Raw genomic sequence first — 25,987 nt, 5'->3', positions numbered from 1 at the left:
TCCAGGGGGGTAGAGGGGGGCCGGAAGGCCGGATTACAGGCCGATGGCGCGCCGGATCGCCTCGGTGGTGTCGATGCCGCCGACCATCGCCACCATGTTCATCAGGTCGATTTCGACCAGCACTTCACCGTTGAACGTCTCTTTGTAGTAGACGCATTGCGTGGTGACCTTCCATTCGGTTTCTTCGCCCGCCTTGGCTTCGCCGCGGTCCAGCTCGGAATGGCGGCCGCGCACCACGACTTCCACGGCGTCCACTTCGTTGGTGTCGTCGCGCTGATAGGCGCCGGCGAAACGCAACTGCACCGCGTCGATGCTGCCCGCGCCCATCTGCTGCAGCACTTGCTTGATGTAGCCGCCGATGGTCCATTCCATCTGCAGCGCATCGTCGTCCAGGCCGAAATCGGCCTTGGCCGCGCCGAGCATGCCACCGCCGCGCCAGGCTTCTTGTTTGCGGGTGAGGTTGGGCAGGGTAACTGCCGAGACTTCGCCGATATAGCTGGCGCCATCGACGAACAGGTTCAGGTTCTTGAGCTTACGGGGCATGCCCATGGGTTGCGCTCCGGATCAGGGATGGAAGAAAGGGCCGCGCCGGGCGGCCCGGGTGCGATCAGGCGGTAATGCGGTCGGCGAAGTCCAGCAGGTAACGGTCGGTGATGCGCTGGCGGAACACGAGGTTTTCCAGGGGCGGCACCGGGGTGTAGTCGTAGTCGATGAACAGGCCGCCCGCCTTGAGCGATTCCTTGGTGTTGGGCTCGGGCTCGTACCAGCAATCAGCGTCGATGATGTAGCCCAGCGATTTCCAACTGCGGAATTTGCTGCGCACGCCCTCGATGATGTCGCGCACCAGCGAGGGATGCATGGGCAGATCCACCGCCCACATGTGGTTTTCCGCGATGGTGTCGGCGATGACCTGGGCCGTCCGCGTGTAGTTCTCGAACGGGTACAGGCTGGTCGGGCCGGCGCACGTGCGGCTGCCCCAGAAGCGGAAACCTTCCTTGTTGATAAGGGTGGTGACATCCTTGCCGTTCAGGTAGCCCGCGTCCGTGTCCGGGTCCTGCAGGTCCCACGACAGCGGGTTGCTGATGCCAGTGACACCGTTGACGACGATGTTGGAAATGGTTTTGTGCCAGCCCACTTCTTGGTCCGTCTTGGCCCGCAGGCCCAGGGCCGTGGCCGAGGCGGCGATGGCAGCTTCCGCATCGTTGATCGTGTCCCAGCCGAGGAAATCGGGCCAGATCAGCATCATTTCCCGCTGGCCGAACGTTTCGCGGTAGGCGGCCACTTCCTCGATGGTCTTGCAGCCCCAGGCGTTGACGTAGGAGAAGCCTCTCAGCTTCTGCGCGATGGTAGCCAGGCTTGCTGCTACCGCAGGGGTCTCCAGGCCCGGCGCGCCCAGGATGCGCGGCTTGACGCGCGGGCCGCTGTTCTGCGCGGCCAGCAGGGCACGCATGCCGGTGTACTGGCCCTGGGCGTCCGTGCCGCCGATGACGTTGCTGGTGGTCTCGGCTTCGGTCTCGCCCTCGGCCACGCGCACGATGACGGTGGCCGGGTTGGTCTGGTTGGCGATGGCCTGCAGCGTACGCGCCAGGGTGCCCGACTCGCCGGCTTTGCCGGCGGCCGCCATGATGTTGGTCGCCAGGACGGGCTTGTTCAGCGGGAATGCGGTGGCGTCGGCGTCGTCGGCTGTGGCGACGAACCCGACCACGGCGGTGGAAATGGTACGAATGGAGCGCGTGCCGTCATCGACTTCGATGACGCGTACGCCGTGGTGGTAATCGTCGGCAGCCATGCTATGCCCTCGTAGTGATGGTGCACGCGGGCACCGTGGATAGGTGCTGGCAGTGTGAGCGTTCGCGCGCGCGCGGGCAGCAAAAAGCCCTTGTCTGAGGGCGTCAGACAAGGGCTAGGGCGGGGCGAGAGATAGGCTATTCGCTGGGCGAGGTGTCAGCGCCGGCCGGGGTTTCCTCGGTGCCCGCGTCGATGATTTCGGGGGCCGGCGAGTCGTCAGGTGCGGCAATCGGCTCGGGCGAGCGCCAGGCCTGTCCATCCCAGAACTGTTCAGCGCTGGCCGGCGCGATGGGCGTCAACCAGGCCGGAATGGGGCCCCAGCCCGGATAGCGCACCGCCTGGCCGTCGATCAGCAGAACCTGGCCGAAGTTGTACGGGTCGACCGTCGCCAGGTCGGTGCGAAACAGGCGTTCGGTGCGGTGGTCTTCCACCAGTTCCCACGCGTCGCCCCTGGCCCGAGCAACCTGGCCGGCGGGCGCATCGGGCGGTGGCGTCAGAACTGCGCCATACGGCACGTTGAACGTGCCGGGGTCCAGGCTCAGTTCGTTCGCGTAGGTGGGGTACTGGTAGATGCCTTCAGCATCGGCCTGGTAGACAGTGATTTGCATAAAGCCTCTTAAATGTGGATTCTGGGGTGATAAGCAACGTTGTTCGGGCGGGAGACGCCGCCCGAATACGAGCTAAATGAGGAGCCGCTTCCGCCAGGTCCGAAGGAGAATCCGACACCCGGATACTTGGCAACATCGACCGTATCCAAGCCAATCTGGCCTGGAGAAAGAGTCCCGGAGCGCCAGCCAGGCACGCCCACCACTGCGCCATCGCTGGCATCGGTGTCATAGGTCGAAATGCTTCCCTTTTGCCACGATCCGAGCGCGCGGGCCGTATTCGTGTCGGTATCCGTACCCGTGAATCGGCGGAACTGGTTGCGGAGGTCTGGCACTCGGAAGGTGTTCGCTCCGGAATCTACGAACAAGTGCGCTCCGACGTTGGCATCAAATACAGCCTGCGTCACGACCAGCCCATTCTCTTGGGCGTACCCCCAGAGCCCCGCGTATGCCGCCTTGCTCAACAGGCCGCCGGCTGCGTCCACCTCGCTGGCAAGCGGCACCATGGTGTGGCCATCCACGGGGCGGCCACACTGCGGTGAGCGATAACCGGTGAAATACGCCGTACTGACCCAATTCCAGATTTCGCACGCCTCGGTTACACCAACAGGCCCCTGATTCGATGCCGGCAGCGCGGCGATGGGGTAGTAGCGCAATACGTTCGATGGCGTGACCAGATTGATCCACGGTTGCCACGCGCCACCCGTGCGGCGGCGGAACCAGACCTCGTCAGCATTGTGCGGTATCCATATTTGATTGCCAGCGGCGTTGTCGTAATTCTGGACGACTAGCATTCCCTGGAACAGGCGCGAGTATGCGCCTGGTGGAGTGCCCGCCGTAGACGTGTTGGTGCAGTACATGCCATTGGGATGCACCTGCTCCACATCATTTACCGAGGGGATCAAGCCGGCCAGGCGTCCCAGGCCGAACGCACCCTGGCGCAGTATGGTGTCCGCAGTCGTATCGAGGGCAGATGCCTGGACCCGTGACAACGGCAATTTCGTGGCGATGAGGTTGGTCATCGTCGTGGAGAAATTGGGGTCGTCGCCGAGCGCGTCGGCAAGTTCTTGCAGCGTGTCGAGCGTGCCAGGGGCTTGCCCGATCAGCGCCGCAATGGCCGCGCGAACAAACGCCGTGGTGGAAATGCGGGTGCTGTTGTCGGTGGTGGCAGGCGTGGGTGCTGTCGGTGCGCCCGTCAGAGCCGGCGAATCCAGCGGTGCAGCGCCGATATCAGCCGGCACGATGACCACATCGGCGCTGCCGTCGAACGGCCTCCCTGCGATCTGGCGCGGGGTCTCCAAGGTCTTGGCCGTTCCGCTCACATCGATAGGCCAGCGCGCACCAAATACCGAGGCATCGATTTGGAGCATCAGTCTGGACGTGTCGCCCGAGCGGCCCCAACCGATGTAGACCGTGTTAGCGGCCATACCGGTCCCGCCGCCCTGGCGCACGGGCGTGTAGCCCAGCGCAGCCTGGCCACCAATGTCGGACAGTACTTGCGCAGGCGTGCGCGGTACCATCGCGCCCGTGCCGTTGCCCTGCACAAAGCTGCCGGCCGGGACCGTGGCCAGGCCGGTCCCGCCCCGAGTAACCGCCAATGTACCCGCGGTTGCCTTGCTGACGTCCATCCCCGTCACGTTGAGGGTGACGTTGGTGCTCCCATCCACGGCGGCGCTGCCCGACACCGCGCCATTGAGCGCAATCGTACGCGGTGTCGCCCACTTCAACGCCGTAGCAGATTGCCCATTGATGTCACAACGGCCATCGGCGAAGTACACCTTCAGCGGCCGCGCTGCGGTGTAGGTACCCAGCGGATCGCCCAGGGCAGTGACCATGAGAAACATAGATTCACCATCGACACGCCAGAACGAACCTTGCTGGCCGTTGTGCATGCGATACGAATGCCCGGTGCCACCGATCGGCGCAGCCACCAATTCGTTAGTGAACGTCTTCTTGCCTGCGATGGTCTGCGCGCTGGTGAAGTCGACAAACCGCGCCTCGACCTCGGCGCGTGTGGCCAGGACGGTGCTGGGATCAAGCTGCAGCTCGAAGTTGGCGCGGCTCGATACCTGAATGACGATGCGAATAACCTGCGTGCGCCCGCTGCCTTCGGCCAGGACTGGCTTATAGGTGGGCGGGCAGTTTGCAATGGCGACCAGATCACCGTCTTCGTCGCGCAGGCCCAGCTCACGGATCCACCAGCCGCCCACATCTTCGGGCACGACCTGCTCGGCGATCAGCCAGTTCGGGTTGGTCGCGTCCTGCGACAGGCGATTGAGCTGCGCAACACGCAACTGATTGATGAGCGCCGTGCGCTGCGGGTCGGGCGCGACGGTCTCGCCGCTGTTGGCCGGAAGGGCGGCATCACCCACACACATATGCGTGATCTTCACGGGCACGCCCAGGGCTTTCGCACGGGCTTCCTTGGCTTCGCCGATGGCGGTCAGCACGCCGTAGTATTTGGTGGTCATGAGGGATATACCGTCAGGGTGTCAGTGGTGTGGTCAGCCAGCGCGGCCAGAGGCGTCACGAAGACCTCGATGTCATCCGGCTGGTAGGGGTAAACGGTCATTACGTCGCCGTCGTAGGAGGCGACGCAGTAGTTCGCAGCGGCGCGTACCTCGGCCGCGATCTGCAGGCCGATCAGGTGCTGGCTGGCCCGCTTGGCGTCCTGTATGAGCCGGTCCAGCTCGGCATACATGGGCTCGGCAATTCCTGTGTCCAGTACGCCGATGGTCAGGCGAAACGTGCCGCGTCGGCCCTCTGGAACCATCTGCCACCACTCGACCACTTCCAGCAGGTAGCCCAGCGGCTCGACCACGCGGCGCAACGCGCCGATGGTTCCCTTGTGCGTGTGGACGAAGAAAGACGCGCTCAGCGCCTGGCGCTTCGTCGCCTCGGTCCACCTGTCGTCCCAGCGGTCTACGGACCGTTCCCACGCCAGCCAGGTCAGCAGCGGCGCCGGGCAGGTCTCGGCGCGCCGCAGCGTGCGAATCGGATTCGGCACGTCCTGAATATCAGCCAGCGCGGTGGCCAGCTTGCGTTCCAGCGGCGTGGAACCTGGCGGCAGCAGCGACGGGTGGTCAGGCATCGTCGTCCTCTCCGGCCACGGTGACCGTCACGGCCAGGCACGTACCTGCCTGCGTGCGGTCCAGCACGATGTCCGCCGCGGGCTCGATCAGTTCCAGGTGGGCAACGCCTTCCACGTGCAGCGCCGCCGTGATGGCGGTACGCCACACGGAAATACCCTGACGGCGCGGCCGGTTCACGTACTGTTCGCAGGCCGCTTGCGCGGCGGCTACGGCGATATCGCGGCCCGGGCCGGAGCCGGCCAGGTGCAGGCGTGCGACGACGCTGTACGTTGTGATGTGCGACGACTGCACCGTCACGCGGTCGCCCAGCGGGCGGACATCTTCGTCACTGAGCGCGCGCTGCACGGCCGTCAGCACCGCGTCGGATGCGGTGCCGTCGCCTTCCCGGGACAGGACAGACACCAGAATGTCGCAGGGCTCCGGGCTGATCGCGGTGGCATCGGCGATCAGGCCATGCGCGGATCGCGTGTGGAACTCGTAGGCGCCGCTCGGGCCGGCGGTGGACAGGCCCTCCCAGGCAAGCTGCGCGCGGTAGCGCAGATCCTCGTCCATCTCCATCACGGCCGGGGTGGGCGGCACCGTGCTGTTGTCGGCGGGCGTAATGACCAGCCGGACCACGCCATATTCTGCGGCGATGTGATCCAGATCGGTGCGGCGTGCGAACGCCAGCAGGACGGCCCGCGCGGCTTCGTTGACGCGCTGGCGCACGATCAGCTCACGCTCGACGTTCTCCTGCGTCAAGATGGCCATGGGCTCGGATTCGAGCGCCAGCGCAGCGCGCACCGCATCCCGATCTTCGGCCGCGAACAGCGCGATGATGCGCGCCTTGCGCACCTCCAGAAGCTGTTCGTAGTCCAGCGGCTCTACGACATCGGGGGCCGGCAACAGCGACAGGTCGATGGTGTTGGCAGTTGCCATGCTTATCCCTGGCCCAGCCCGGAAAGGGGCGCGGCGATACGCACCGACTGCGGTGCGCCGTCGATGACGGCTTCGCCCTGCACGTCTATGTAGTAGCGGCCGGGTTGCGCGGGATCGGGCTGCGCAGTGACGCCCCGCAACTGTATGCGCGGCTCCCACGCCATGATGGCGCTGGCGGCGGCAGCGTAGATCTGCAGCAGCGCGGCCCGATTGCCCGGCGCGTCGATGCTGTCGGGCACCAGCGAACCGAACGGCCGGCGCCGCAGCCGCGAGCCAATGCTTGTCGTCAGAATCTTGGTCAGCGACTGCGCCAGGTGCGCGCGCCCCGTGATGCGCCGGCCCGTCGTGGCGTCCATGCCCAGGTAGCCGCTCATGATGCGTTCGGCCCGCGGGTGTTGCTGTCGCCGCCCTGGACGCCGCCATGCGTGTGCGTGTGGACGATGACGCCGTTGGACGACAGGTCGCCATCCTCATGGGTCAGATCGCCGCGAATGGCGGTACGGTTGCCGCGGCCGTTCTGGCCGCTCATGCCGGCCTGGTAGCTGAACAGGTCCGTGACGGTGACGCGCCCGTCCAGCAGAATTTCAGGGCATTGCAGCGTGAACTTCTCGGACGCTTCGATGGCGCCGGTCTTGATTCCGATGGCCGTCAGGGCGCTGGTGGCGTGGTTGTAGGTGATGCGCGCGCCATCCGGGAACAACCGCACGAATTCGTCCGCGCTGGCAGACGGCGCCTGGATTTCCTCGGAGTTGAGTCCGCGCAGCACGATGCCGGCGGACGGCTCGCCGTCAGGGCACAGCAGTACGACCTGTTCATCGACCGTGGGCGGGTCCCATGTCGTCGTGGTGCCGGCGCGGAATTCCAGATAGGGCAGCCAGTTGGTTTCCAGCTCGCCGGAGGCGACGCGCACCAGCGCAGGCCTGCTTTGCAGGTCCACCGCGAAGACGACGCCGGTGCGTATGAGGTTGGCCAGCAGGCGGGCCAGTTCTTCGATATCCATGCCGCCCATCTTGACGGGCGGGCCTCGCGCGCGCACGGGGTGCGTCTTGTGGATCGCGCTGCTACAGACCGCGCTCGGCCAGGTGGCGGGCGTAGGCGTCAAGGATGCGCTGGCGGTCTTCATTGCTGAAGCCCAGCAGTTGGCGCACGGCGTAGCGAATGGGCTGCATATTGGGCGCCGGCCGGTCGCGCAGGCCGAGCTGGTGCACGCGGGCAATGCGGGCGACGGCGCCGGCGTAGCCCACGGCGGCCGTGTCGCCGGAGGCCTCGGTCCGCAGGTAGCGCGCCGTACGCAGGCTGGTGAACATCTTGCGCCGGATGTGGCCGCGCTTGCCGCGCAGGTTCTTGGCCGGCCGGCGCGGCGCGTACGCGCTGCCGTCCGGGTTCTGCTGGCTGGAGATCCGGGCGGCCTGGGCGCGCCGCAGTTCCATCGCTACTTGGCGGTTTACCTTGCGCCGCTCGCCCGCCGACAGAGCGGCCAGCAGGCCGGCCGCCCAATCCTCGATGGCGGTGAAGTCATCGGCGCTCATAGCTGCGGCCGGTAGCCCTTGAACGGGAATGTGGCGATCAGCTCGCCATCGAGCGTCACGCGCCATTCGCCATCGTCCGGCGGCAGGTCCGGGTGGGGCGGCTCGCCCACGTGGCGCGCCGCGAGCTTCCCCGTCTGCGGGTCGGCCTGGACGATGACGCGCTCTGTCAACTGCAACTGAATGGACAGGTCTACCGCGTCGTTCTGCAGCAGTTCGACGTCCAGCTGCAGCATCCGTTCGCGTAGCGCCGGGTTCTCGAATTGCTCCGGCTGCTCGGTACGCAACCACGCCAGGATCGGCAGGACCACTGCGGCCGGCGCGCCGGTGTAGTCCTGCACGATCAGGTTCAGCGTGTACCGGTATTCATGGCTGAGTGACGCCGCGCCGGTGCATACGACGGCCCCACCGTCGACAAATATGCTCAGCCGGTCCGGGTTCGCCGCCAGCAGCGGATTGGCGGCGGTCAGCCACGCACGCAGTTCAGTGGGCTTGCGCATTGTCTGCCTCGCGCTGCTGGAAAAACTGAAGCTGCGCGGTCACTCGTTCCAAAGCGGCGCGGAGGGCGAAATAATCCTCCCGAGCATCTGGGGCAAGTTCGGCGCCGGCTCCATGACCCAGGCCGGCACCGGCGCCGGCCGGGGGCACTCCAACAGCGGCGGCGGGGCAGACGGCACGGACGTACACGCGTTGAGTGCCAGCACCAACAGCAACGCGCAGAGTTTCAATTTCAGTTTGAGCATTGCGGAGTCTTCCATACAGTTGGATTTCGACGGCCGCCAGGCGCGTGGCCGTGGCATCGGCGTCGGCCTGCAGTTGCTGCTGGCGTTTCAGCGCCGTCTGGCTGGCGGCCGCCTGGGCTGCAGCATGCGCGGTTTCGATACGGGCGATGCGGGCGTCATAGCGCCAGGCCTGGACCTGGACCGCCAGGATGCCGGCGACCAGGCCGCCCACCAGCGTGCCAACGAGGAATGGGCGCGTCACGGTCATTTCAGGCTATCCAGGCACATCCGGCGTTCGTCCAGCCGGCGAGCGTATAGGCCGCGGTAGAACGTCGTGCCGACATAGGACCAGACAGGCTTGCCGTCCCGGCCGTGTGCAATCGCGTCACAGCCGGCATCCATCTGTCCAGCGTTCATGAGGCCCACGGCTCGGCTGGCGCAGGTATTCGGCACGCCGAAATGGTGGGCATGGCTCGACAGGGCATCAAATGCGCCCTGCGGGATGGCCACGTCGATGCACGCGGCCAGATCCAACTGTCCTTTTTCGACAACCATGCGCTCGACCTCGGCGCAGCGTTCGTCGCTCCAGTAGTCGCCCACCACTACCGGATCAGGCGATGTCCATTTCGTGATGCCCTTGCAGACGGTCGGCAGGCCACCGGCCAACTTGTCCGCATAGACAACGTTCTGCCCCTCGCCCTCCCAGCGGCCCAGGTGCTGCTGCAGCTCGGGACTGAACAACGTCAGGATGCCGGCGGAGATCAGGCCCAGAGCGCCGCCTGCGATTTTCTGGCCGGGCGTCATGCGTCACCCCTGCGCGTACCGCGCCAGCGGCGCCAGAGCTTCGGGATTTCCTCGCTGTAGCGGATGCACAGCAGGCCAATCTGCGCGACGAAATAGATGCCGGTCAGGATGGCCACCCACTCATTCAGCGTGAAGCCGGCGATGGACACGCCGGCAGAGGTGTTCAGGAGCAGCGTCTTTCCGGCGCTGCGCATATCGGGTGGTATCGCCTCGACCAGCGTGCTGGCGTGGGCGTCGATGTCGGGCGGCATGGCTAGTCCCAGAGGTTGACGGTGGGCACCGTCGTAGGTTCGGTTGTGGGCTCGGGCAGCTCGACCAACTGGCCGTGCGGCAGGATCGGTCCGGCGTCGGCCAGGCCCGGGTTCAGTTCATAGGTTTGTTCGACCACGCCGCGCGTGCGGCGCAGGTGCCGCCAGCACAGCGCGTCCAAGGTGTCGCCTTGTTGAGCGCGGACCTGCATCAGATCAGCTCCACGGTGGTACGCGGGCGGCCCAGAATCGCGGTGATGGCCCAGCTAGCATCACGGCGCAGGGCATCTGCCATGTCTTCGACCGGCTCGGTGCTGCGTTGGCCGGCCGCCGTCAGGTCGTAATCGGGCATGCGTTCCATCAGGTCGGCGTGGGCAGTGCTGTAGACCGCGCGCAGGTAGTTCTGCTGGTGAATCGGTTGGCCGCCAACGGCATCACAGGGTACGGCGGCCAGCGTGGCGTACCCGTCTGCCATGCGTGCGGCCTTCCACGGTCCCAGATCCCGGCCCACCTCGATGATGGCGGTGATGATGGCGCGCTCGAATCGTTCAGGCGTCACGGTGCCGTCCACGCGGCGCATCGTAGCGCGCGCCTTGGCGACATCGATATCGGGATACCAGCCGTCATTGAGAATCTTGGCGGGGCCTGGCGACGGTTGATTGGCAACAAAGCTCATAACGGGTCCAAGATCGGCGGTGGGCGGGGCGTCCGGTAGGGCAATGCCCAGCTTCAGCCCCGCGCCGCCGTGTGCGTTGGGGGCACTCGGTTATGCCTCGGGCGGCGCTTCACCCTGGGCGGACTCGGCCGGCGGCTTACCGTCCGTTCCTTCCTGGGGCGGTGCGCCGCCTTCGGCCTTCTTGATCTTGCGTTCCAGTTGCTCGGTCAGCTTCGTGACACCCACAGCAGAATGCAGTTGCTTGGCGCGATTCAGGTGCTGCAGCGCTGCCGCGGCGGCGCGCTGTTCGTCTTCGTCGGCCAGGTCGCCCGCCATCTGCGCCAGGGTTTCGCCCATGACGCGATGAAGCTTTGCGCGCGCCTGGTCCGGCGCGTCCTTGCCATCGGTCAGCACCTGCAGCCGCTGCAGCTCGGCCAACAGATCGGCGTCCATGGGCACGCGCTTGGCCAGCACCGCATCGGTGATCTCGTCCAGCAGCAGAGCGGGAACGCCGCGGTTGTAGTGCGGCGGCAGCGTCAGGCCGTGCCGCGTCACGTATTCCGCCAGCACCAGGGCTGCGCGGAATTGAAGCGTGTCTAGCAGCCACACCATGACGGTGACAATGACCTCATCCTGGCCGCCTGCGTCCGCCGCCAGCACGCCGTCCACATAGTCGCCGTACTGGTTCAGCATCCCGCGCTTGAGCTCGATCTTGCGTTCGATGGACTGCACGCCCTTGAGCGTGCGGCGGTCGTTCACCAGCGCATGCATCATCAGCTCATACGGGCCGGAGGTGGGCGCGGGGGCATTGGCCGGCGTCGAGGCCGCCGCGAGCGCCGCCGCGACCCGCATTTGGTGCCGTTGAACCAGGCCCGCCATTACTGGCCACCTTGGTCGATGGGGTTGCCTTCGGCGTCGAGCATCTGGACGTTTTCCAGCAGGGCGCCGCAGCCATAGTCCTCGATGGCGTAATCCTCGTTGGACGACTCGTAGAATTCGACACGGTCACGTTCGGGCGCTTCCTTGATGTGCCGGCGGCGACTACCTTCCTGCACGTAAATGGACAGGTTGTCCAGACGCGTCAGGAACACCGTGCCGGCGGGGAAGTAGGGTACCGTGACGGCGCGCTGACCGCCTACGCGTTTTTGGCTCATGATGATGTCGGTAGCCAGCTTCTCGGTGGGGGTGTCGTTGCCGTTGACCAGCGGGAAGTACTTGTCGTGCAGCAGGCCACGGCCGACGATGGCTACCAGCTCGGTGTCATCCTGAAACCACGGGTCCAGCGCCGTAACAAGGTCGAACACAGCGGCATCGATGTTGGCGTAGTCGCCACCCTTGCCGATGCGCACCTTGCTGCCTTCGGCGGCGCCCTGTCGGATGACGCGCTGTTCGGCGCGCTCGCGCATCTTCTGCAGCCAGCCCTTGTTCACGTCTTCCAGAAGCGGGTATTCCGACAGGTTGGTCTGGGCGGCGGCGTGCGTACCGTTCCACCCCACCATGATGCGGTCCAGGCCTTGGCGCTTCAGCACAGCGTCGCGGACCATGTTCTGGAACGCCTTGTGGCGCGCCCACGCGTCCAGTTTCGCGTAGCCCAGGTGCGTGTCGAAGTTGGTCTTGACACACTGGTAGCCGTTCGGGTCCATGGCAGTGATGTCGCGCGTCTCACGGCTCTTGGTCGCGGTGTCCGTGCGACTGGCGGCCGGGCCGGACACGCCCAGGCCAATTTTCTGGCCGAGCTGATCCACGACGATGGGCATGTTGATGCTTTGCAGGAAAGCCGAGCTTTCTTGAATTTTCTGTTCCATCGTCTGCTGGATGGAGGGATCGACGGAGAACGACGCCGAGGTGTCGCTGACGCCGTTCAGGTGGGCGACGCGCGCCCGGTACTTGTCGAACTGCTTGCGGGTTTCGTTGCGCATGAGGGGTGCTCCAGATGAGGGATTTGATTCGGGTGTTGCCGAGGGTCAGCAGTCCGTTTCCAGCTCGCCGTTGCCGCCGGTAGCGGGCGGGCGCTGGCGGAAATTGCGATCCGTTTTGTCGAGCTGGTCGCGCAGCGCGTCGAAGTCTTCGCGCGATACTGCCGTCTTCTTGAAGGCGTCGAGGGCGTCGTGCAACGCCTTCACCTGGGCGGTACTGGTCGCGGCGAACGTTTCGAGGGCCGATTTCAGATCGGCAGAGAACGCGCCCAAGCCTGCGGGCGCGGGCACCTGGGGCGCCTGGTTCACCGGCGGGGTGGGCGTCTGCTGGCCGCCCAGCAGGCTGAAGGCCTTGCTCAGCATGCCCATGAACGTTTTCGCCGCCTCGTCGGAGCCGGCGTCGGCCGTTTCATCGCCGAAATCCAGCGCGACCAGGGCGGCGGAGCTGAAGACGTTCCGCGGCTTCTGTTTCCGACCCGCCATGGGGTGAGCATCCTGGCTCTTGGTGGTGGCATGGAAGACCAGATAGTCGGTGCCCAGGCTGGCAGGCGAATCCGTCACGGCCAGGCCGACGAGACCGCATTTGCCCGTGCCTGCGAAATCGGGATCGATCTCGATGGACGTGTACACCTTCTGGCGCGCCTTGTTGAAGGCGATCAGGTCGGCCGTGGGATCGAGCTGGGCGAACAGCTCGGCCTTGCCCTCGGCGTTGTCTTCCACCTTCACCGCCAGGACATCGCCATACGACTTGAACGGGCTGTCCGGCAGCAGGCCGCGAACGTGTTCCATGTTGATGCGCGCGCCGTACTTCTGCGGGTCATAGGTCTCGGCGATGTCGGTCAGCCACTTCCGTTCGATGACACGGCCATCGGTGGTTTGGCCTTCCTGGGCGACGCGGAAAAACTTCTTGCTCATGGCGGTCTCTCGCTGGTGTGGTGGTGTGCGTGGTAGCGGTCTTTGAGTGTTGCCATGGTGGCCGGTGCGCCCGTTTGGCGCCACGTTGTAAGGATGTGCATCGGCCTGCGACACAGACGCTTTTCACGCGCGCGTGAGGATTGCCTGCAGCATGGCGACCATGTTGCAAATCTCCGAACCTTTGGACCCTCGGCGGCGCGCGCGACACCTCTACTGGATGGGGTGGCGCGTGTCGTCCATTGCCCGCGAGCTGGACGAGAAGCGCACGACGATTCAGAGCTGGAAGACACGCGACAAGTGGGATGAAGCGACTGCTGCCGAGAAGATCGAAAGCAGCCTGGAAACGCGGCTTGCCACGCTCATTGCGAAGGAGCGCAAGGAGGGCATTGATTTCAAGGAGATTGACCTTCTAGGGCGACAGCTTGAGCGAACCACGCGCGTGCGACGCTACGAGAGCGGCGGCAGGGAGTCGGACCTCAATCCGGCCATTGAGCGGCGCAACGCGGCTCCCAAGAAGAAGCCCGAGCGCAACGCGATCACCGAAGAGCAGGCGGCGGCGCTGCTGCTGGCCTTCGAGCGGGAGATCTTCGGCTACCAGAAGGTTTGGCATCGGAACTCGCACCAGCGCACGCGCATGATTCTGAAGTCGCGCCAGATCGGTGCGACGTGGTATTTCGCCCGAGAGGCATTGCTTGACGCTATCGCCACCGGGCGCAATCAGATATTCCTGTCTGCGTCGAAGGCACAGGCGCATGTCTTCAAGAACTACATCATCCAGTTCGCCCGCGAAGCGGCCGACATTGACCTGAAGGGCGATCCGATCGTGCTGCCGAACGGCGCACAGCTCATCTTTCTCGGCACCAATGCGCGCACTGCGCAGGGGCACCATGGGAACTTCTATTTCGATGAGTTTTTTTGGGTGCCGCGCTTCACCGAGTTGGACAAGGTTGCCAGCGGCATGGCGCTGCATAAGCAGTTCCGGAAGACCTACTTCAGCACGCCGTCCTCGATGTCGCATGAGGCGTTCAGGCACTGGAACGGCGACCAGTTCAACAAGCGGCGCGCGAAGGCCGACCGTCTGAGCTTCGACGTCAGCCACGCGGCGTTGAAGGACGGCATGCTGTTGGCAGATCGAAGATGGCGCCAGATCGTCACCATCCTGGATGCGGAGGCGGGCGGTTGCAATCTGTTCGATATCGATGAGCTGCGGCTTGAGTACAGCGAAGAGGATTTCGCCAACCTGCTCATGTGCGAGTTCATCGACGACACCGCCAGCGTCTTCCCGCTGAAGGTCATGCAGTCCTGCATGGTCGATGGCATGGTGGATTGGACAGACGTAGCCTGGTTTGCACTGCGTCGGTACGGTCACCAGCCTGTATCCATCGGCTATGACCCTTCATCAACTGGCGACTCCGCTGGCCTGGTGGTCATGGCATTGCCTACAAAGCCCGGCGCACCTTTCCGCGTGCTGGAACGCTACCAACTGCGCGGCGCTGACTTCGAGGTGCAGGCCGAGAAGATCCAGACGCTCATGCAGCAATACAACGTGGTGGACATCGCCGTTGATGCAACGGGCATGGGCCTGGGCGTCTATCAGATCGTGAAAAAGTTCTTCCCGCGCGTGCGCAAGTACCTGTACAGCCCTGAGGTGAAAACGCGCATGGTGCTGAAGGCCCAGGAGCTGATCCGCGCCGGACGCTTCCTTTTCGACGCGAGCATGAACGACATCGCGGCGGCTTTCATGGCGATCCGCAAGACCATCACCGCCAGCGGCAACGCCATCACCTACACCGCAGGCCGTGCAAAGGAAACCGGCCATGCAGACCTTGCATGGGCCTGCATGCATTCACTGGACTATGAAAGCCTGGCAGGCGAACGCGCCGGCCGGGGTTCGATGGAGATAATTTCATGAGTACGCTTTGCGACCATCGCGGCGCGCCGTTGCAGGCGCACGCATCACCCGCCGCCCGCGTGACAGCGGAGACGTTCTCGCTTGATGACGCCGTGCCCGTCATGAACCGGCGGGACATCCTGGACTATCTGGAATGCCTGGACAATGGCCGATGGTACGAGCCGCCCATCAGCTTTGAGGGCTTGGCGAAGAGCTTTCGCGCCGCCACGCACCACAGCAGCGCGATTTTCTTCAAGGCCGGCATTCTGGCCAGTACCTACATTCCGCATCCGCTGCTCCCTACGGCTGTGGTGAAGGAATTGGCGGTCAACTTTCTGACGTTCGGCAATGCCTATCTCGAACGGCGCGAGAGCTACACGGGGAAGCTGCTGGGCCTCAGGCACTCGCTGGCGAAGTTCACGCGGCCAGGCGTAGAGCCTGGCTCGCATTTCTTCGTGCCGCACTCCCGCATGGAGCATCAATTCGAGGCCGGCAGCGTATGGCACCTTCGCGAAGCCGACATCAATCAAGAGGTGTACGGCCTGCCCGAATACCTGAGCACCCTTCAGAGCGCCTGGCTAAACGAAAGCGCCACGCTGTTCCGCCGTCGCTACTACAACAACGGGAGCCACGCGGGCTTCATCCTCTACCTGTCCGACTCGCACACCAGCCAACAAGACGTAGACAGCATCCGTGAGGCGATGCGCAATGCGAAGGGGCCGGGCAACTTCCGCAATCTGTTCCTGCATTCCCCAGGTGGCGCAAAAGAGGGCGTGCAGGTGATCCCGCTCAGTGAAGTGGCCGCGAAGGACGAGTTCTTCAACATCAAGAACGTGACGAGGGATGACGTGTTGGCGGCGCACCGCGTCCCGCCGCAGTTGATGGGCATCGTGCCGGCGAACTCGGGCGGGTTCGGGGCAGTGCTGCCGGCGGCCGAGGTATTCGCGCGCAACGAGATTGAGCCGCTACAGGGGCGGTTCATGGAGCTGAATGCCTGGTTGGGCAAAGAGGTCGTGAGGTTCAAGCCCTACGTTGTTGGCAAGGCAGGCCAGGCTGGCAATGCCAAGCACAGCGCCCGCAGGCTGCGCCGCCGCTAGCGCCTTTGCATGGCCATGCGCGCAGCCTCGACCAGAAACCCGCTGCGCGTGGATCCATGGGCCTTGGCGTAGGTGTCAATCTGCGCCAACACGCGGCGCGGCACGGTGATGTTGATCTTCTCGGCGCGGCCATCGAATCGGGACACGTCCACGTCCACAACCGCCCACACGCCATCGGTGTAGTCGGGAACGTCGCGGTGTTCAACGATGGGACGCGGTACGGGCACGTCATGGCCATCTTCAACCAGGCCTTCAAGGTGCAGATCGATCGCTTCGAGGACAGAATCCAGAGCTTCCTCGAAGGTGTCGCCGGACGAGAAGCAGCCCGGCAGATCGGGGACCGTCACGCCGAAGCGCACACCGTCATCGGTGTGCAGGACAACAGGGAATCGCATGGTGGTGGTTCCTTTCACTTCCAACCCGCCTGTTTCTTGATGCTGTTCAGCGTGCCGGCGGGGATGTCGCTGTCAGGGTGCTTCACAGTCACCAGGCCGGGCCTGTTCGGATTCTTGAACTGGTGATGTGAGCCCTTCACGCGGGCCAGATACCAGCCGTCGGCTTCCAGTTGCTTGATGATCTGTTTGCTGTTCATGGTGGGTATTATACCCACCATTTCGCATTTCATCAACACTATACCTACCATTTCGGGGTCAGATGTCACCGTTGTTGGCCATGGCCCAGCAGCCCAGGGCCCCAATGCTCACGCGCGTGCATCTGCGTCGCCTGGCGCAGCGCCTCATGGAAGATCCCGGCGTCAGGGAAGAGTTCGAGCGTCGAGTGGCTGCGGACGGCCAGACCCGGCGGGACAGCGACAAGTCGCCAGCGCGTTTGGAGCCTCTACAGCGCGTCAAGCGCAGCTGAGTCCCTGCGGCCCAATGCGACCGCAACGGCCCGCCAGGGCCGTCTGGTGGGGCCGTAGGGCCATCGCCGGGTCGGTCCCCTCTGCCAAGGGCGCGCGAGGTCGGCGCCGGCCCGGCGCGCGCAGTACTCCCCCCTCCGCGCCTGCCCGCTAAATGTGCGGGAAAAGACTCACCCTGCATCACCCCTACGCCGCCAGGGCTGGTGCGGCTCTGCGGGGCGATGTCGGGCCTTGCCGGGTGACGCACAACGACGCACTACCGACGCAATTGGCGATTCGGATGCTCGTTCGGCATTCCTACGGAGCGTCGATTGCTCGATACAGCTTACGTGCAGAGACTGCTGGTAAGAAAGCTGGTAATTGAAGGTTCAGTACTTATAAAAGCACGGATTTAAGCGGCTTATGGAGCATTGTTCTGGTGACCCTCTGTCCGCCAGTTACCCCAAACTCTACCGTCCGGTAGAGGCTGGAAACCACCAGGAATCTCTGCTAAGTTATTGATTCTGCGTGGGTTTTTAGCCTCAATGCCGAACTAATAGCAACGGTAGCGATCGGTGGCACCTGGTTGGTATGTAGGTATCGGTGTAGGCATCCGCGCAAAACGGAGGCAGCGATGCCTACAAATACCCTCAGCGACACGCAATGCCGCGCTGCGCGGCCTGATGCGAAGCCTCGCAAGCTTTTCGACGGCGGCGGGCTTTACCTCTTCATCACCCCCAGCGGCGCCAAGAGTTGGCGACTCGCCTACCGTTTCAACCTATCCTCCAAGACCATGACTTTCGGGCTGTACCCGGAGGTGACGCTCGCGCAGGCTCGCGCCCAACGTGACGAGGCCAAGGCTATCTTGCGCCAAGGTCGAGACCCAGGCGCGGAAAAGGCCAAGCTGAAAGAGCCCGAAGTGGTGCTGACGTTCGCCAAAGCGTCGGAGGATTTTTGGGATGGCCGGCAGGATATCTCCGAAAGCTATCGCGCCAACGCGAAGAACGCCATCCAGCAGCATTTGGTCCCCCAACTGGGTCAGCGCGATGTCCGCACCCTCACCAAGCAAGATCTGTTGGATGCGCTCAACGTTATGGACGCAGCCGGTCTGCTCGACTACGTGCGAAAGACCCGGATGTGGGTATCCCAAGTATTCGAGCATCTGCTGGAGCAGGGCAAAGTCGCCAGCAACCCAGCGAACCAGATCAACCCGCGCAAGGCATTTCGTCGCAGGAAAGCTCAGCATATGGCCGCGCTGGAGCAGCGCGATATCCCTGAGTTCATGGCGCGGCTTGCGTTGGAGAATCCCAGCCTGTTGAGCGTTATCGCATGCGAAATGCTCGCACTGACTTGGACGCGCACCAAAGAACTGCGGATGATGAAGTGGGACGAGTTGGAGTGGGAACAAGCCTTGTGGCGAGTGCCAGCGGACAACATGAAGCGCGGCGAGTACCATCTGGTGCCGTTGAGCAAGCAAGCGCTTGCCTGCCTGGCTCAGTTGCGCCAGCGCAGTCGCGGCAGCGTCTATGTTTTTCCGCACGAGACACGGCTCGACAGGCCTATGTCCGAGAACACAATTCTGTTCCTGATGTACCGGATTGGGTATAAAGGCCGCATGACCGGCCACGGCTGGCGCAGTGTCGCATCCACCTGGGCCAACGAGCGTGGCTATAACCCCGACGCGATCGAACGCCAGTTGTCCCACGTGCCACACGATCCGGTGCGCGCTGCCTACAACCGGGCCGCGTATTTGCCACAGCGGCGGGAATTGCTGCAGGACTGGGCGAACTGGCTCGATTCATGCAAGCCTGATGCCGGCGTTGAGCAGGGTGGACAGTCGCCAGCCCTTCGTCTTGCGTGATAGGTCTACGTCCGGCGGAGGCAGTTTCCCTTCGAGGATCCACCGCCGGACGGTATTGGAGGAGACATCGAATTTTTGCTGCAAGTCCGGCCGCCAGATGATGCGATCCTCGAGCGGGGCCTGCACGCTGGTATGGGAAGCAATGGGCGGGATCGCGTACTCCGTCATTTGAACCTCCAAGAAGGTTGACCACCCCTGGTCGTGGCCGGCAGCGGCACAAAGTGGCCCTGCTGCTTATCATTCAAAAACTAGCCGCCTATCGCCTTGAGCAACGATGGCGTCGGTGACCAACTCCGTTGTGGATTCGTTAGCGGTCAGAGCTTGATCCAGTCCGGCAGTAGCTCGTTTTCCTTGGCATCTAACGGCCGCCGACCAGGAAGCCATGCCAGGCGATGTGTGGCCAGTAGGTTTGTCGCCAACTGCTCACTGTCTTTGGCATTGATCTGTAGCCGGCATCGGAAATGCCTTTGGGAGCCGTAAGGCTGCACGTCCATCGTGAGGGTGGCATCGCGGTAGCCGGTAGCATTGCTATAAGCCACCATGCTTGCTGCCGCTTCGAATTCGCCGCCAGGCGGGTCGGCAGTCAGCAGAGCATAAGTACGCGCCAAGGTCTTGGCTTCGGCCGCCAGGCGTTCATGTTCGGCAACCGCCGACGCGACGACAGCGATGACTGCTACCCAGGACGCCCCAACCCTGTCCAAGGCCTGGGGAATGGTGTAGCCCATGTCATTGAGCCAGTCGTGCCGGTTCAGTACCAGCGCGGCCATCAGCTTCTCGCCGATAGACTGCGCATTCCAGCCGCCGTGGGCAGCGTCGAGAACCTTGGCAACGATATGGTCGAACTCGGTCATGGGTCACTCCTTGTCGGAATACTCCGCCCTGACCAAGGCAGCCAGCCGGCGGCTTCCTCAAGCGGATGCCGGCTTATGCGCATTGCTCGGTCTGTAAAACGGGGCCAAGCGCCTATCGGGCAGCAGATAGCCCTGGCGCAGCTTGCGGCCATCTCGGGTGGGAAGGGGAAAGGGAATGCGCACAACCACGCACGCCGACAGGTTCGGCAATTGGACAGGCCGGCGTTTGGCTTCGCCCTCAAAGGGTGGGGCGGTGTCCCACAAGGGTCAGATCCACGTATGCGGTGAAGTCGGGCGCGTCTGCCTCGCGCAGCGCCGCTTCGACTTCAGCTCGGAACCAGCGGTCATAGCTGGCTGCTTGCTCTTCGGTCTCGAACTCCGAGGCAATCGGGGGCCGCACGTTGCCCATAACGTTCTCGATGATTTCCCCGGTCTACGGCTTTTCGCGTGCCGAGCGAGGATGATCGCGAATCCCTGGAGGCGACAGGGTCGGCGGCGCCGCGCGGGCGCCAGCGGTCAGGAATCCATTACAGTCGCAGCGGCACGCCGAAGATGCTGGCGGTGACGTTGAACACCAGCCTGACGTACCACCAGATGAACTTCAGCGCCGGCCACAGAAGATACCGCCACAGGCCGTAGGCCAGTCGTGGCAGCCAGACGGTGAACGCCGCGATCAGGATGGGCGCGGCCACGCGCCAGAAGGCGGCCCAGCGATCTTCTTGGATGGGTTCGAGCGACGAGGGCTTGGCCAGGTCGCGGACAGGGTGCGGAGCAGGCACGGTCAGCCTCCCACAGTCGACCCGCCCGGGGATCGGGTCGTTCAGCGATAAGGCGACGAAACCGCAGGCAAAGCAGGAAACGCTTGCCCAACAGATGCATCCCAGGACCACCAGCCGCCTACGTCGTATTTAGCATCGTAATACTGTACCTTGTCAGCCCGGTGACGCAAATAGTCCGGGTCGCTACGGCCCCACACTTCCATTGGAAAGTCCCGGCCCGCATCAGCCAGCCAGAAGTCGGGGAAGGTGTGCTCGCTGTCGGCGTCGAAACGCAATGGCTTCTCAAAGCGACGCCCCTGCGCGACCAACCAGTCGGCTGCCTGTGCTTCATAGGTCGAGTCTACGGGAATCCACTCGCTGGTCACGCGCATCAATGCGATATCCAGCACCGCGGCACGCATGATGCCGTTGACAAGGTCAGGGACATCGGTCTGAAAGACTGCAATTGTTCGGGCTCCCTTCCTCCAAGCGTTCAGTTCCGCGCCAAAGCGCTGGTTCAGGTCAGACCAGATGAGCGGCGTCACTGCCAGGTGGGGGATGCCATGAAAACTTGCTATCGGCAACGTCGCGCCGCCCTCGGCCTTTTCCTGATGACGCGCCAGTGGTGCGATGACAACCAGCCGACGAGATTGCTTCGATGCCGCCTCGGCGGTGCTGCGGTTGTGCTTGGCTTGGGCGCTGTTGGCTTGGGGCGTGGCAACCAGCAAAAAACGAGAGAGGCGGTTCCGACCCGTCAGAATGCTGTTCGAGGCATCGAGTAGGTGGTGATGCACGATGCCCAGGTTCCGTTTGCCAGCCATTTTTGGCGACCAACGATTAAACCCCGCTTGTGTCCAGACGAAGTGCAGCAGGCCAAGCAGTTTCATCGAGGGCTGCTTGGCTCCGCGTCCGCCAGGAGAGGGCTGAGCCGCTTGGGCCGGCGCGTCTTCATCGTCGGCTTGGCCGGGTGTGCGGCGCTGCAGTCCGTGTCGGAGCCGGATGCGCCATTCGCCGTCGTCGGTCTCGTGTACGACGCCTTGTTGATATGCGCCCAGGCCGGAACTGGCTGGGTCGGCATGCCAGTACACGCAGTCGGTGGCGTGGTGCGGGCCTGTGCCGGGGAAGCGTGCTAGGTGGTAGGTGTCGGCGTCCGCGCGGCATCGTATCGACAATCGCTTGTTGCCAGTGCCCGAGCAACTGCACGTCACGGTTGCCTTGCCGTAGTTTTGTTGAAGCACGCTCTTCCAGCCCTGCGCGAACTCGCTGCCGCGCTGGAACGCCGCGCTATAGGTTTTTGTGCCACCTTTCTGCTCGATGACTGCTGGATAAAGCTTGCCGTCCATCATGTTGCTCTCTATCTGGAACGCCCCAGTGTAAGGCGCGCCGACGGACACATTCGGGCCGGAGCGCTCATGGAACGCCGGTTCGGATGTGTGCATTTCGATTGGGCCGTCAGCAAGATGCCACGATGCTGACGGCCCTCGGCGGACTTTCACCGCGCAGGCTCGTTGGTCGCCGAGCCCATCGTCGCCTATCTGTTACCCGCCACAGTAGACCTGCTTCTCAAGCCGGGGCGCTCACATGGGACGGGTCTTGGACGACGATGCCTTGGCGCTTTCGCAGTCTGAACGCGAGCACGAAAGCGCCATGATGGTCAACGCTTGGCAGCGGCGCCACGTGTTCGGTGGACACGCGGGCTTGACCATCCCCTGTGAGACCAGCCTACCTGTCGCGCTCTGCACGCGACCCGCCTCTCGGCTGCTTGGTGTGCTGGATCTTGCCGCTGTCTTTAATGTCCGGGGCTGTGCGGCGTGCTACTCCCCTATCGCGGCGCCATCACGGCGGACGCGAGACGAATTGGTGATTCGCTGGTTAAAGATCGTCAGGCTGGCTTGCCCCGTTCTTGTCACATGGACAGACGTTTCGCACCCGAACCTGTTGGAACCAAAGGTATCGGGAAAATTTCGAACCGTCAAGAACTTTGGTTAGCAAAGTTTGTAAGTAAGTTATTTCGGTGGGGGCATGGTTGGCGTGTGCCGTTGCTTGGGGCTTCTGGCTTTCGTGGCTTATCTGTTTGCCAGCATTGCCCCGGCGATGATGTCCGCCAGGCGGGTGTCGAGTTCGCGTCGCGTGTGCGGTGGCAGTGATTCGTAGTCGGCCAAGCGTGCGCTATGAAAAGGCCAGTAGCCGCCAGACTGGGGCACTTCGCTTCGGGTTGTGCTCGGGTCGCCTGTCTTGAGCCATGCGAGCGGCACCTCCAGGGCTTTGGCCAGCTCGACCAAGTGGCGTGTCCTGCCGCCTTGTTCGATCTTGACGATGGTGGGGTTCGAGACGCCCAGGCGGGCGGCCAAGTCGCGCTGCGTGAGCTTCAGTTCTTTGCGGCGGCGCTGTGCCCGCTGCCCCATCTCTCGCCGCTCAATAACGTCGGCATCGGCGCCGCACGGCGGCACTGGCATCGGGGCCTGGTTGGGGTCTCCCGTCGTCAGCCAAGTAGCCGAGACGCCCAGTGCTTGCGCAAGCTCAGCGCCGTAGCGAGTGCCGTTGCCCTTCTCGATCTTGCGGATCGCGGTATCCGAGATGCCCAGGCGCTCGCTGAGCTGCCGCACGGTGAGGCCAAGTTCGGTGCGGCGTTGCTGCACCCGTTTGCCGAGGTTTTCAGTGTCCATATCCAGACATTTTATAACCACGGTGATAACTGAGCTAGCAACTTTTTGCGGTTATCGTTGAACTGTGATTACTAAAGTTCTACCATCTGACGTATGGGCCAGAAAGACGATGATCTCGACACGGCGCGTGGGCCTTCCTACCCGGGGTTGCTCCACGCAATGGAAGCGGCGGGCGGCACGCAGGCTGCCCTTGCCAATGTGCTCGGTATCTCTCAGAGCGCCGTGCATAAGATGCTGCGCAGCAAGCACCCCATTGACCCTCGGCACTGCACCAAGCTCGAGCGGATGCTGGGCATTCCGCGTTGGTACATGCGGCCCACCGATTACTGGACGATATGGCCCGATCTGCCTCGTTTGGGTGCAAAGCAGAAGGCTCGGCTCGCAGCTACTCGCCGCCGGTAGGGCGGGCAGCCCGCTTCGTCACGGTCTTGTTCGGTGGCAGTGTCGCGCCCGCAATGAATTCGGCGATTCGAATATCCAATTCCCGACGCTTGGCAGCGGACAGCTTCTGATAAGCATCGTAGGTGGACAGCTTGAACGGCCAAGCCACCCTGGGCGCAACCGGATCGGCATGTTCGTCCAGCTCCAAGTGTCGAATAGGCATGCCGACTTTCTTTTCCAGGCTCCTGGCACGCTTGGGTCCAAACGATTTGTTGCGTAGCAGGCCCGAGATCTCACCCTGGTTCAGGCCGTACTGGCTGGCAAAGGCCGTGACGGTCGGAAAGTGGGCAAATATCCATTGCCGCAATTTGGTTCTTCGCGTTTGTGTTTCGCGGTCCTCGGAGTCCATGCCGTATTGTCCAGCAGCGTTTGGTGTTTTACCAAAAGGAATGGTGATAGAATCACTAAATGGAATGCTGATCGGTATCAGCAAGCCGTAGGCGCACTGGTGGCGCAATAGGTCGGCCAAGCAGCCTGCCAGCGCTTATCTCTAAGCGGGGTAGTGAGGTTGATGGCTGGCGCCGCGCAGGGCTTGAGGGCAGGGCCGCGCTCTATATCGGCGAGGAACGGCAAGTGGACAAGCAGAGAAAACGTAAGAGACTTAAAGCCGGGCGCGACCCTGGCATCGACCCGCTGGCTGGGCGCTATTCGATGCTCGAGCTAAATCGTCACACGTCACAGATCATGCGGCTGGCGCGAAAGCGACCGATCTTCATTGACCGATACAAGCTTCCGTTCGTATGTGTCGTGCCTCACGACGCTTGGTTGGAGGCCATGAAGATCGATGACTTCGTGCCGAACCACCATCCCCTGGTCTCCATTAACAATGCGCTCGAGCCCTTGTTCAGGAGATACCAGAGACAACTTCGAACGCGGTGCGTGCGTGATCGACTACGGATTGGGCCGCAGACATTGGTACGAGGACTGCTGCTGCAAGCGCTGTACTCGTTGCCCACTGTCAGGGTCTTGCGTGACAGCCTGGTCAGCAACATGACGTTCCGATGGTTCGTAGGGATGGCGATGGGAGATCCGGTCTGGGATAGCGACCTCATGGCGCGCGAGATGCGTCTGCTTCTTCGCAATCGAGAGGTTGTGACGCTGCTTGCCCAGGCGATGGAGTTGGCTATTCCCTGCATCCCGGACGCCCTCAACGATATGCACTTGAACTTCAGCCTCATCGAGACTTGGCGCGCACCTCACGACCGACTTAAAGGTCACGGCGATGGCCCGTCCAAGTAAAGGTCGGTTCCAATCTTACGTATTTTGAGCAAAGAATAATTCACTGTCTTAATCGGCTTGTCATCTGTATGGTTTGCGCGATTCAAACATACCAGCAGGAGGCAAGAAGATGGTTGCGTTGAGTGCATTGGATCTGAACATGCCGCGCCAGCAAGCCTTGGCTGCTATGCGTGCAAGCGTGTCGCCGGATCTATGGGAAGAAAATGCGCAGTTTGTGGCAGCGTTGAGGGAGCAGGTGCGCACTCATCCCATCAGCAACCATCGCGCCCTTGAGTTGCTGACTTCGGGTGCGTTTAGCAAGGACCAGATGATTCGCATCCACCTCGAGTACCGCCATGCGATTGTTCAGATATTCACGGATGCATTGTTGGCTGCACAGTTGGAGGCCCGCCAGCTAGAGCCGCGACTGGCGCCGGCAGCCAAGATTGCGCCGCGCTTTCTGCTTGCCCTGAACGTATTTGATGAGTTCGGTTTTCGGCCAGGCCTAGATGGAGAAGGGTACTACCGTGGAAGCCCCTTGGCGGCGCACTATCCGCTCTTCGAGCAGGTGCTGGACAATTACGGGGTGACAGCGAAACAGCGCGCCAGCTACGAGCCCAGCGTGCTCGCCCGCGAGGTCCGGCGATGTCTGGCCGACTCTTACGCCACCTACATCGACGTCGTCGCGTTGCTGGCTGTGGGGGAACAGGAGGTCATTTGGTTCTCCCCCGCGCTACGCGACGCCACTGCCTTGCTCGGCATAGACGTGTCGGATGGCTACTACCGGGTGCATGGGGTCAGTACCGATCAGAACTCGGAGGCCGCTGACGATGACCATGAGGATGATTTGTGGCATGTCCTGACCCAGGCCTTGGTGCCCGAGGACTATGACCGTGTGCGCCGTCTGTGCGTGACCTACTCGGATCTTTGGGATGCGTTCTGGATGCACCAGATCGTCAGCGCCACATGAAGCCGTCGCCCGGACCTGCTGGCTGATCGGGTCGTGGCTTCTATCGCTCGCCGTGCGGTCGCTGGTGGGAAAGTTTGGACCCCGCGGACGGTATTCGTGATCCTATATCTCAAGCTTGGCAAGAGTGCCCACCCTCGCCATGCTCGCCCATGAAAACTGAGTCCGCGGGTCCAAATTTTATGCTACTTCGGTCACGTTTCTTTTATA

The 25,987-nt window shown here is 63.3% G+C and carries 32 protein-coding genes; 6 read left to right on the top strand and 26 right to left on the bottom strand.

The window, feature by feature from the left end; genetic code table 11:
• Positions 1-33: 33 nt before the first annotated feature.
• From A7W11_RS18940 to A7W11_RS18855, 18 genes are all read right to left on the bottom strand, one after another.
• Positions 34-549 carry a phage major tail tube protein gene (locus A7W11_RS18940; RefSeq protein WP_066417166.1) on the bottom strand — a complete coding sequence of 172 codons (516 nt, stop codon included), beginning with the start codon at positions 547-549 and terminating at the stop codon, positions 34-36.
• Between the two features lie 58 nt (positions 550-607).
• Positions 608-1,789 carry a phage tail sheath protein gene (locus A7W11_RS18935; protein WP_066417163.1) on the bottom strand — a complete coding sequence of 394 codons (1,182 nt, stop codon included), beginning with the start codon at positions 1,787-1,789 and terminating at the stop codon, positions 608-610.
• A gap of 136 nt (positions 1,790-1,925) precedes the next feature.
• Positions 1,926-2,396 carry a hypothetical protein gene (locus A7W11_RS18930; protein ID WP_066417161.1) on the bottom strand — a complete coding sequence of 157 codons (471 nt, stop codon included), beginning with the start codon at positions 2,394-2,396 and terminating at the stop codon, positions 1,926-1,928.
• Positions 2,397-2,404: 8 nt separating this feature from the next.
• Positions 2,405-4,864, bottom strand: coding sequence for a phage tail-collar fiber domain-containing protein (locus A7W11_RS28825; protein ID WP_235816919.1), 2,460 nt, complete (start codon positions 4,862-4,864; stop codon positions 2,405-2,407).
• Entirely contained in the window at positions 4,861-5,484 is a 624-nt protein-coding gene (locus tag A7W11_RS18920; RefSeq protein ID WP_066417159.1) for a phage tail protein I, read from the bottom strand. The genes A7W11_RS28825 and A7W11_RS18920 overlap by 4 nt, the downstream gene beginning before the upstream one ends.
• Positions 5,477-6,403, bottom strand: a complete 927-nt coding sequence (locus tag A7W11_RS18915; protein ID WP_066417157.1) for a baseplate assembly protein — start codon at positions 6,401-6,403, stop codon at positions 5,477-5,479. Before A7W11_RS18915 ends, A7W11_RS18920 begins: the two co-directional genes overlap by 8 nt.
• Before the next feature lie 2 nt (positions 6,404-6,405).
• Positions 6,406-6,777: a GPW/gp25 family protein gene (locus A7W11_RS18910; RefSeq protein WP_235816918.1), complete on the bottom strand. Its 372-nt coding sequence runs from the start codon at positions 6,775-6,777 to the stop codon at positions 6,406-6,408.
• Complete coding sequence (locus A7W11_RS18905; protein WP_235816917.1) at positions 6,774-7,403, bottom strand: phage baseplate assembly protein V; 630 nt, start codon at positions 7,401-7,403, stop codon at positions 6,774-6,776. Before A7W11_RS18905 ends, A7W11_RS18910 begins: the two co-directional genes overlap by 4 nt.
• A gap of 61 nt (positions 7,404-7,464) precedes the next feature.
• Positions 7,465-7,932: a phage virion morphogenesis protein gene (locus A7W11_RS18900; RefSeq protein ID WP_066417149.1), complete on the bottom strand. Its 468-nt coding sequence runs from the start codon at positions 7,930-7,932 to the stop codon at positions 7,465-7,467.
• Positions 7,929-8,429 carry a phage tail protein gene (locus tag A7W11_RS18895; protein WP_082887370.1) on the bottom strand — a complete coding sequence of 167 codons (501 nt, stop codon included), beginning with the start codon at positions 8,427-8,429 and terminating at the stop codon, positions 7,929-7,931. Before A7W11_RS18895 ends, A7W11_RS18900 begins: the two co-directional genes overlap by 4 nt.
• Positions 8,413-8,919 carry a lysis system i-spanin subunit Rz gene (locus tag A7W11_RS18890; RefSeq protein ID WP_066417147.1) on the bottom strand — a complete coding sequence of 169 codons (507 nt, stop codon included), beginning with the start codon at positions 8,917-8,919 and terminating at the stop codon, positions 8,413-8,415. Before A7W11_RS18890 ends, A7W11_RS18895 begins: the two co-directional genes overlap by 17 nt.
• Positions 8,916-9,455, bottom strand: coding sequence for a lysozyme (locus A7W11_RS18885; protein WP_066417144.1), 540 nt, complete (start codon positions 9,453-9,455; stop codon positions 8,916-8,918). Before A7W11_RS18885 ends, A7W11_RS18890 begins: the two co-directional genes overlap by 4 nt.
• Complete coding sequence (locus tag A7W11_RS18880) at positions 9,452-9,706, bottom strand: hypothetical protein (RefSeq protein ID WP_066417141.1); 255 nt, start codon at positions 9,704-9,706, stop codon at positions 9,452-9,454. The genes A7W11_RS18885 and A7W11_RS18880 overlap by 4 nt, the downstream gene beginning before the upstream one ends.
• Positions 9,707-9,708: 2 nt before the next feature.
• Positions 9,709-9,915, bottom strand: coding sequence for a tail protein X (locus A7W11_RS18875; RefSeq protein ID WP_066417138.1), 207 nt, complete (start codon positions 9,913-9,915; stop codon positions 9,709-9,711).
• Positions 9,915-10,379 (bottom strand): head completion/stabilization protein, encoded by a 465-nt coding sequence (locus A7W11_RS18870; RefSeq protein WP_066417136.1) that lies wholly within the window; start codon positions 10,377-10,379, stop codon positions 9,915-9,917. The genes A7W11_RS18875 and A7W11_RS18870 overlap by 1 nt, the downstream gene beginning before the upstream one ends.
• Positions 10,380-10,469: 90 nt before the next feature.
• Positions 10,470-11,237, bottom strand: coding sequence for a phage terminase small subunit (gene gpM / locus A7W11_RS18865; RefSeq protein ID WP_066417133.1), 768 nt, complete (start codon positions 11,235-11,237; stop codon positions 10,470-10,472).
• The gene (locus tag A7W11_RS18860) at positions 11,237-12,277 is read right to left on the bottom strand and encodes a phage major capsid protein, P2 family (protein WP_066417127.1); all 1,041 of its coding nucleotides are present in this window, start codon (positions 12,275-12,277) and stop codon (positions 11,237-11,239) included. Before A7W11_RS18860 ends, gpM begins: the two co-directional genes overlap by 1 nt.
• Before the next feature lie 45 nt (positions 12,278-12,322).
• Entirely contained in the window at positions 12,323-13,189 is an 867-nt protein-coding gene (locus A7W11_RS18855; RefSeq protein ID WP_066417125.1) for a GPO family capsid scaffolding protein, read from the bottom strand.
• A 160-nt stretch (positions 13,190-13,349) separates the two neighbouring features.
• On the opposite strand from A7W11_RS18855, the gene A7W11_RS18850 reads away from it, so the two are divergent.
• Both A7W11_RS18850 and A7W11_RS18845 read left to right on the top strand, forming a co-directional pair.
• The gene (locus A7W11_RS18850) at positions 13,350-15,101 is read left to right on the top strand and encodes a terminase large subunit domain-containing protein (protein WP_066419223.1); all 1,752 of its coding nucleotides are present in this window, start codon (positions 13,350-13,352) and stop codon (positions 15,099-15,101) included.
• The gene (locus tag A7W11_RS18845) at positions 15,098-16,177 is read left to right on the top strand and encodes a phage portal protein (RefSeq protein WP_066417122.1); all 1,080 of its coding nucleotides are present in this window, start codon (positions 15,098-15,100) and stop codon (positions 16,175-16,177) included. Before A7W11_RS18850 ends, A7W11_RS18845 begins: the two co-directional genes overlap by 4 nt.
• Here A7W11_RS18845 and A7W11_RS18840 read toward each other — a convergent pair.
• Positions 16,174-16,572, bottom strand: a complete 399-nt coding sequence (locus A7W11_RS18840; RefSeq protein WP_066417119.1) for a type II toxin-antitoxin system HicB family antitoxin — start codon at positions 16,570-16,572, stop codon at positions 16,174-16,176. The genes A7W11_RS18845 and A7W11_RS18840 overlap by 4 nt on opposite strands.
• 14 nt (positions 16,573-16,586) lie before the next feature.
• On the bottom strand, positions 16,587-16,769 hold the full coding sequence (locus A7W11_RS18835) for a type II toxin-antitoxin system HicA family toxin (protein ID WP_066417116.1): 183 nt from the start codon (positions 16,767-16,769) through the stop codon (positions 16,587-16,589).
• 880 nt (positions 16,770-17,649) lie between these two features.
• On the opposite strand from A7W11_RS18835, the gene A7W11_RS18825 reads away from it, so the two are divergent.
• The gene (locus A7W11_RS18825) at positions 17,650-18,876 is read left to right on the top strand and encodes a tyrosine-type recombinase/integrase (RefSeq protein WP_066417110.1); all 1,227 of its coding nucleotides are present in this window, start codon (positions 17,650-17,652) and stop codon (positions 18,874-18,876) included.
• 314 nt (positions 18,877-19,190) lie between these two features.
• Here the strand turns inward: A7W11_RS18825 and A7W11_RS28465 are convergent, their stop codons facing one another.
• The 5 genes from A7W11_RS28465 to A7W11_RS18805 all read right to left on the bottom strand — a co-directional run bounded on the left by A7W11_RS28465 (position 19,191) and on the right by A7W11_RS18805 (position 23,151).
• Entirely contained in the window at positions 19,191-19,727 is a 537-nt protein-coding gene (locus A7W11_RS28465; protein ID WP_066417100.1) for a hypothetical protein, read from the bottom strand.
• Positions 19,728-19,965: 238 nt separating this feature from the next.
• On the bottom strand, positions 19,966-20,136 hold the full coding sequence (gene relB, locus A7W11_RS28530; RefSeq protein WP_218188617.1) for a type II toxin-antitoxin system RelB family antitoxin: 171 nt from the start codon (positions 20,134-20,136) through the stop codon (positions 19,966-19,968).
• Between the two features lie 118 nt (positions 20,137-20,254).
• Positions 20,255-20,506, bottom strand: a complete 252-nt coding sequence (locus A7W11_RS18815; RefSeq protein ID WP_066417098.1) for a hypothetical protein — start codon at positions 20,504-20,506, stop codon at positions 20,255-20,257.
• A gap of 41 nt (positions 20,507-20,547) precedes the next feature.
• Positions 20,548-21,831, bottom strand: coding sequence for a DUF1173 family protein (locus A7W11_RS18810; protein WP_066419222.1), 1,284 nt, complete (start codon positions 21,829-21,831; stop codon positions 20,548-20,550).
• A 720-nt stretch (positions 21,832-22,551) separates the two neighbouring features.
• Positions 22,552-23,151 carry a helix-turn-helix domain-containing protein gene (locus A7W11_RS18805; protein ID WP_066417097.1) on the bottom strand — a complete coding sequence of 200 codons (600 nt, stop codon included), beginning with the start codon at positions 23,149-23,151 and terminating at the stop codon, positions 22,552-22,554.
• 93 nt (positions 23,152-23,244) lie between these two features.
• Here A7W11_RS18805 and A7W11_RS29160 point away from each other — a divergent pair, with 93 nt between their 5' ends.
• The gene (locus A7W11_RS29160; protein ID WP_066417095.1) at positions 23,245-23,553 is read left to right on the top strand and encodes a transcriptional regulator; all 309 of its coding nucleotides are present in this window, start codon (positions 23,245-23,247) and stop codon (positions 23,551-23,553) included.
• Here the strand turns inward: A7W11_RS29160 and A7W11_RS18795 are convergent.
• Complete coding sequence (locus A7W11_RS18795; protein ID WP_156523161.1) at positions 23,537-24,061, bottom strand: hypothetical protein; 525 nt, start codon at positions 24,059-24,061, stop codon at positions 23,537-23,539. The genes A7W11_RS29160 and A7W11_RS18795 overlap by 17 nt on opposite strands.
• A gap of 104 nt (positions 24,062-24,165) precedes the next feature.
• Between A7W11_RS18795 and A7W11_RS18790 the strand changes: the two genes are divergently transcribed.
• Both A7W11_RS18790 and A7W11_RS18785 read left to right on the top strand, forming a co-directional pair.
• Positions 24,166-24,831, top strand: a complete 666-nt coding sequence (locus A7W11_RS18790; RefSeq protein ID WP_066417091.1) for a transposase — start codon at positions 24,166-24,168, stop codon at positions 24,829-24,831.
• Between the two features lie 109 nt (positions 24,832-24,940).
• On the top strand, positions 24,941-25,780 hold the full coding sequence (locus A7W11_RS18785) for a hypothetical protein (RefSeq protein WP_066417088.1): 840 nt from the start codon (positions 24,941-24,943) through the stop codon (positions 25,778-25,780).
• Positions 25,781-25,987 lie beyond the last annotated feature (207 nt).

The organism is Bordetella ansorpii (assembly GCF_900078315.1).
GTDB classification, from domain to species: domain Bacteria; phylum Pseudomonadota; class Gammaproteobacteria; order Burkholderiales; family Burkholderiaceae_B; genus Bordetella; species Bordetella ansorpii.
Note: the sequence above shows the minus strand (reverse complement) of the source record. Positions and strands in the feature narration are given on the sequence as shown.

What these genes read in the sequence shown, in the direction of transcription:
- A7W11_RS18940 (WP_066417166.1), bottom strand. Translation starts at nt 549, where the DNA reads ATGGGCATGCCCCGTAAGCTCAAGAACCTGAACCTGTTCGTCGATGGC.
- A7W11_RS18935 (WP_066417163.1), bottom strand. Translation starts at nt 1,789, where the DNA reads ATGGCTGCCGACGATTACCACCACGGCGTACGCGTCATCGAAGTCGAT.
- A7W11_RS18930 (WP_066417161.1), bottom strand. Translation starts at nt 2,396, where the DNA reads ATGCAAATCACTGTCTACCAGGCCGATGCTGAAGGCATCTACCAGTAC.
- A7W11_RS28825 (WP_235816919.1), bottom strand. Translation starts at nt 4,864, where the DNA reads ATGACCACCAAATACTACGGCGTGCTGACCGCCATCGGCGAAGCCAAG.
- A7W11_RS18920 (WP_066417159.1), bottom strand. Translation starts at nt 5,484, where the DNA reads ATGCCTGACCACCCGTCGCTGCTGCCGCCAGGTTCCACGCCGCTGGAA.
- A7W11_RS18915 (WP_066417157.1), bottom strand. Translation starts at nt 6,403, where the DNA reads ATGGCAACTGCCAACACCATCGACCTGTCGCTGTTGCCGGCCCCCGAT.
- A7W11_RS18910 (WP_235816918.1), bottom strand. Translation starts at nt 6,777, where the DNA reads ATGAGCGGCTACCTGGGCATGGACGCCACGACGGGCCGGCGCATCACG.
- A7W11_RS18905 (WP_235816917.1), bottom strand. Translation starts at nt 7,403, where the DNA reads ATGGATATCGAAGAACTGGCCCGCCTGCTGGCCAACCTCATACGCACC.
- A7W11_RS18900 (WP_066417149.1), bottom strand. Translation starts at nt 7,932, where the DNA reads ATGAGCGCCGATGACTTCACCGCCATCGAGGATTGGGCGGCCGGCCTG.
- A7W11_RS18895 (WP_082887370.1), bottom strand. Translation starts at nt 8,429, where the DNA reads ATGCGCAAGCCCACTGAACTGCGTGCGTGGCTGACCGCCGCCAATCCG.
- A7W11_RS18890 (WP_066417147.1), bottom strand. Translation starts at nt 8,919, where the DNA reads ATGACCGTGACGCGCCCATTCCTCGTTGGCACGCTGGTGGGCGGCCTG.
- A7W11_RS18885 (WP_066417144.1), bottom strand. Translation starts at nt 9,455, where the DNA reads ATGACGCCCGGCCAGAAAATCGCAGGCGGCGCTCTGGGCCTGATCTCC.
- A7W11_RS18880 (WP_066417141.1), bottom strand. Translation starts at nt 9,706, where the DNA reads ATGCCGCCCGACATCGACGCCCACGCCAGCACGCTGGTCGAGGCGATA.
- A7W11_RS18875 (WP_066417138.1), bottom strand. Translation starts at nt 9,915, where the DNA reads ATGCAGGTCCGCGCTCAACAAGGCGACACCTTGGACGCGCTGTGCTGG.
- A7W11_RS18870 (WP_066417136.1), bottom strand. Translation starts at nt 10,379, where the DNA reads ATGAGCTTTGTTGCCAATCAACCGTCGCCAGGCCCCGCCAAGATTCTC.
- gpM (WP_066417133.1), bottom strand. Translation starts at nt 11,237, where the DNA reads ATGGCGGGCCTGGTTCAACGGCACCAAATGCGGGTCGCGGCGGCGCTC.
- A7W11_RS18860 (WP_066417127.1), bottom strand. Translation starts at nt 12,277, where the DNA reads ATGCGCAACGAAACCCGCAAGCAGTTCGACAAGTACCGGGCGCGCGTC.
- A7W11_RS18855 (WP_066417125.1), bottom strand. Translation starts at nt 13,189, where the DNA reads ATGAGCAAGAAGTTTTTCCGCGTCGCCCAGGAAGGCCAAACCACCGAT.
- A7W11_RS18850 (WP_066419223.1), top strand. Translation starts at nt 13,350, where the DNA reads ATGTTGCAAATCTCCGAACCTTTGGACCCTCGGCGGCGCGCGCGACAC.
- A7W11_RS18845 (WP_066417122.1), top strand. Translation starts at nt 15,098, where the DNA reads ATGAGTACGCTTTGCGACCATCGCGGCGCGCCGTTGCAGGCGCACGCA.
- A7W11_RS18840 (WP_066417119.1), bottom strand. Translation starts at nt 16,572, where the DNA reads ATGCGATTCCCTGTTGTCCTGCACACCGATGACGGTGTGCGCTTCGGC.
- A7W11_RS18835 (WP_066417116.1), bottom strand. Translation starts at nt 16,769, where the DNA reads ATGAACAGCAAACAGATCATCAAGCAACTGGAAGCCGACGGCTGGTAT.
- A7W11_RS18825 (WP_066417110.1), top strand. Translation starts at nt 17,650, where the DNA reads ATGCCTACAAATACCCTCAGCGACACGCAATGCCGCGCTGCGCGGCCT.
- A7W11_RS28465 (WP_066417100.1), bottom strand. Translation starts at nt 19,727, where the DNA reads ATGACCGAGTTCGACCATATCGTTGCCAAGGTTCTCGACGCTGCCCAC.
- relB (WP_218188617.1), bottom strand. Translation starts at nt 20,136, where the DNA reads ATGGGCAACGTGCGGCCCCCGATTGCCTCGGAGTTCGAGACCGAAGAG.
- A7W11_RS18810 (WP_066419222.1), bottom strand. Translation starts at nt 21,831, where the DNA reads ATGATGGACGGCAAGCTTTATCCAGCAGTCATCGAGCAGAAAGGTGGC.
- A7W11_RS18805 (WP_066417097.1), bottom strand. Translation starts at nt 23,151, where the DNA reads ATGGACACTGAAAACCTCGGCAAACGGGTGCAGCAACGCCGCACCGAA.
- A7W11_RS29160 (WP_066417095.1), top strand. Translation starts at nt 23,245, where the DNA reads ATGGGCCAGAAAGACGATGATCTCGACACGGCGCGTGGGCCTTCCTAC.
- A7W11_RS18785 (WP_066417088.1), top strand. Translation starts at nt 24,941, where the DNA reads ATGGTTGCGTTGAGTGCATTGGATCTGAACATGCCGCGCCAGCAAGCC.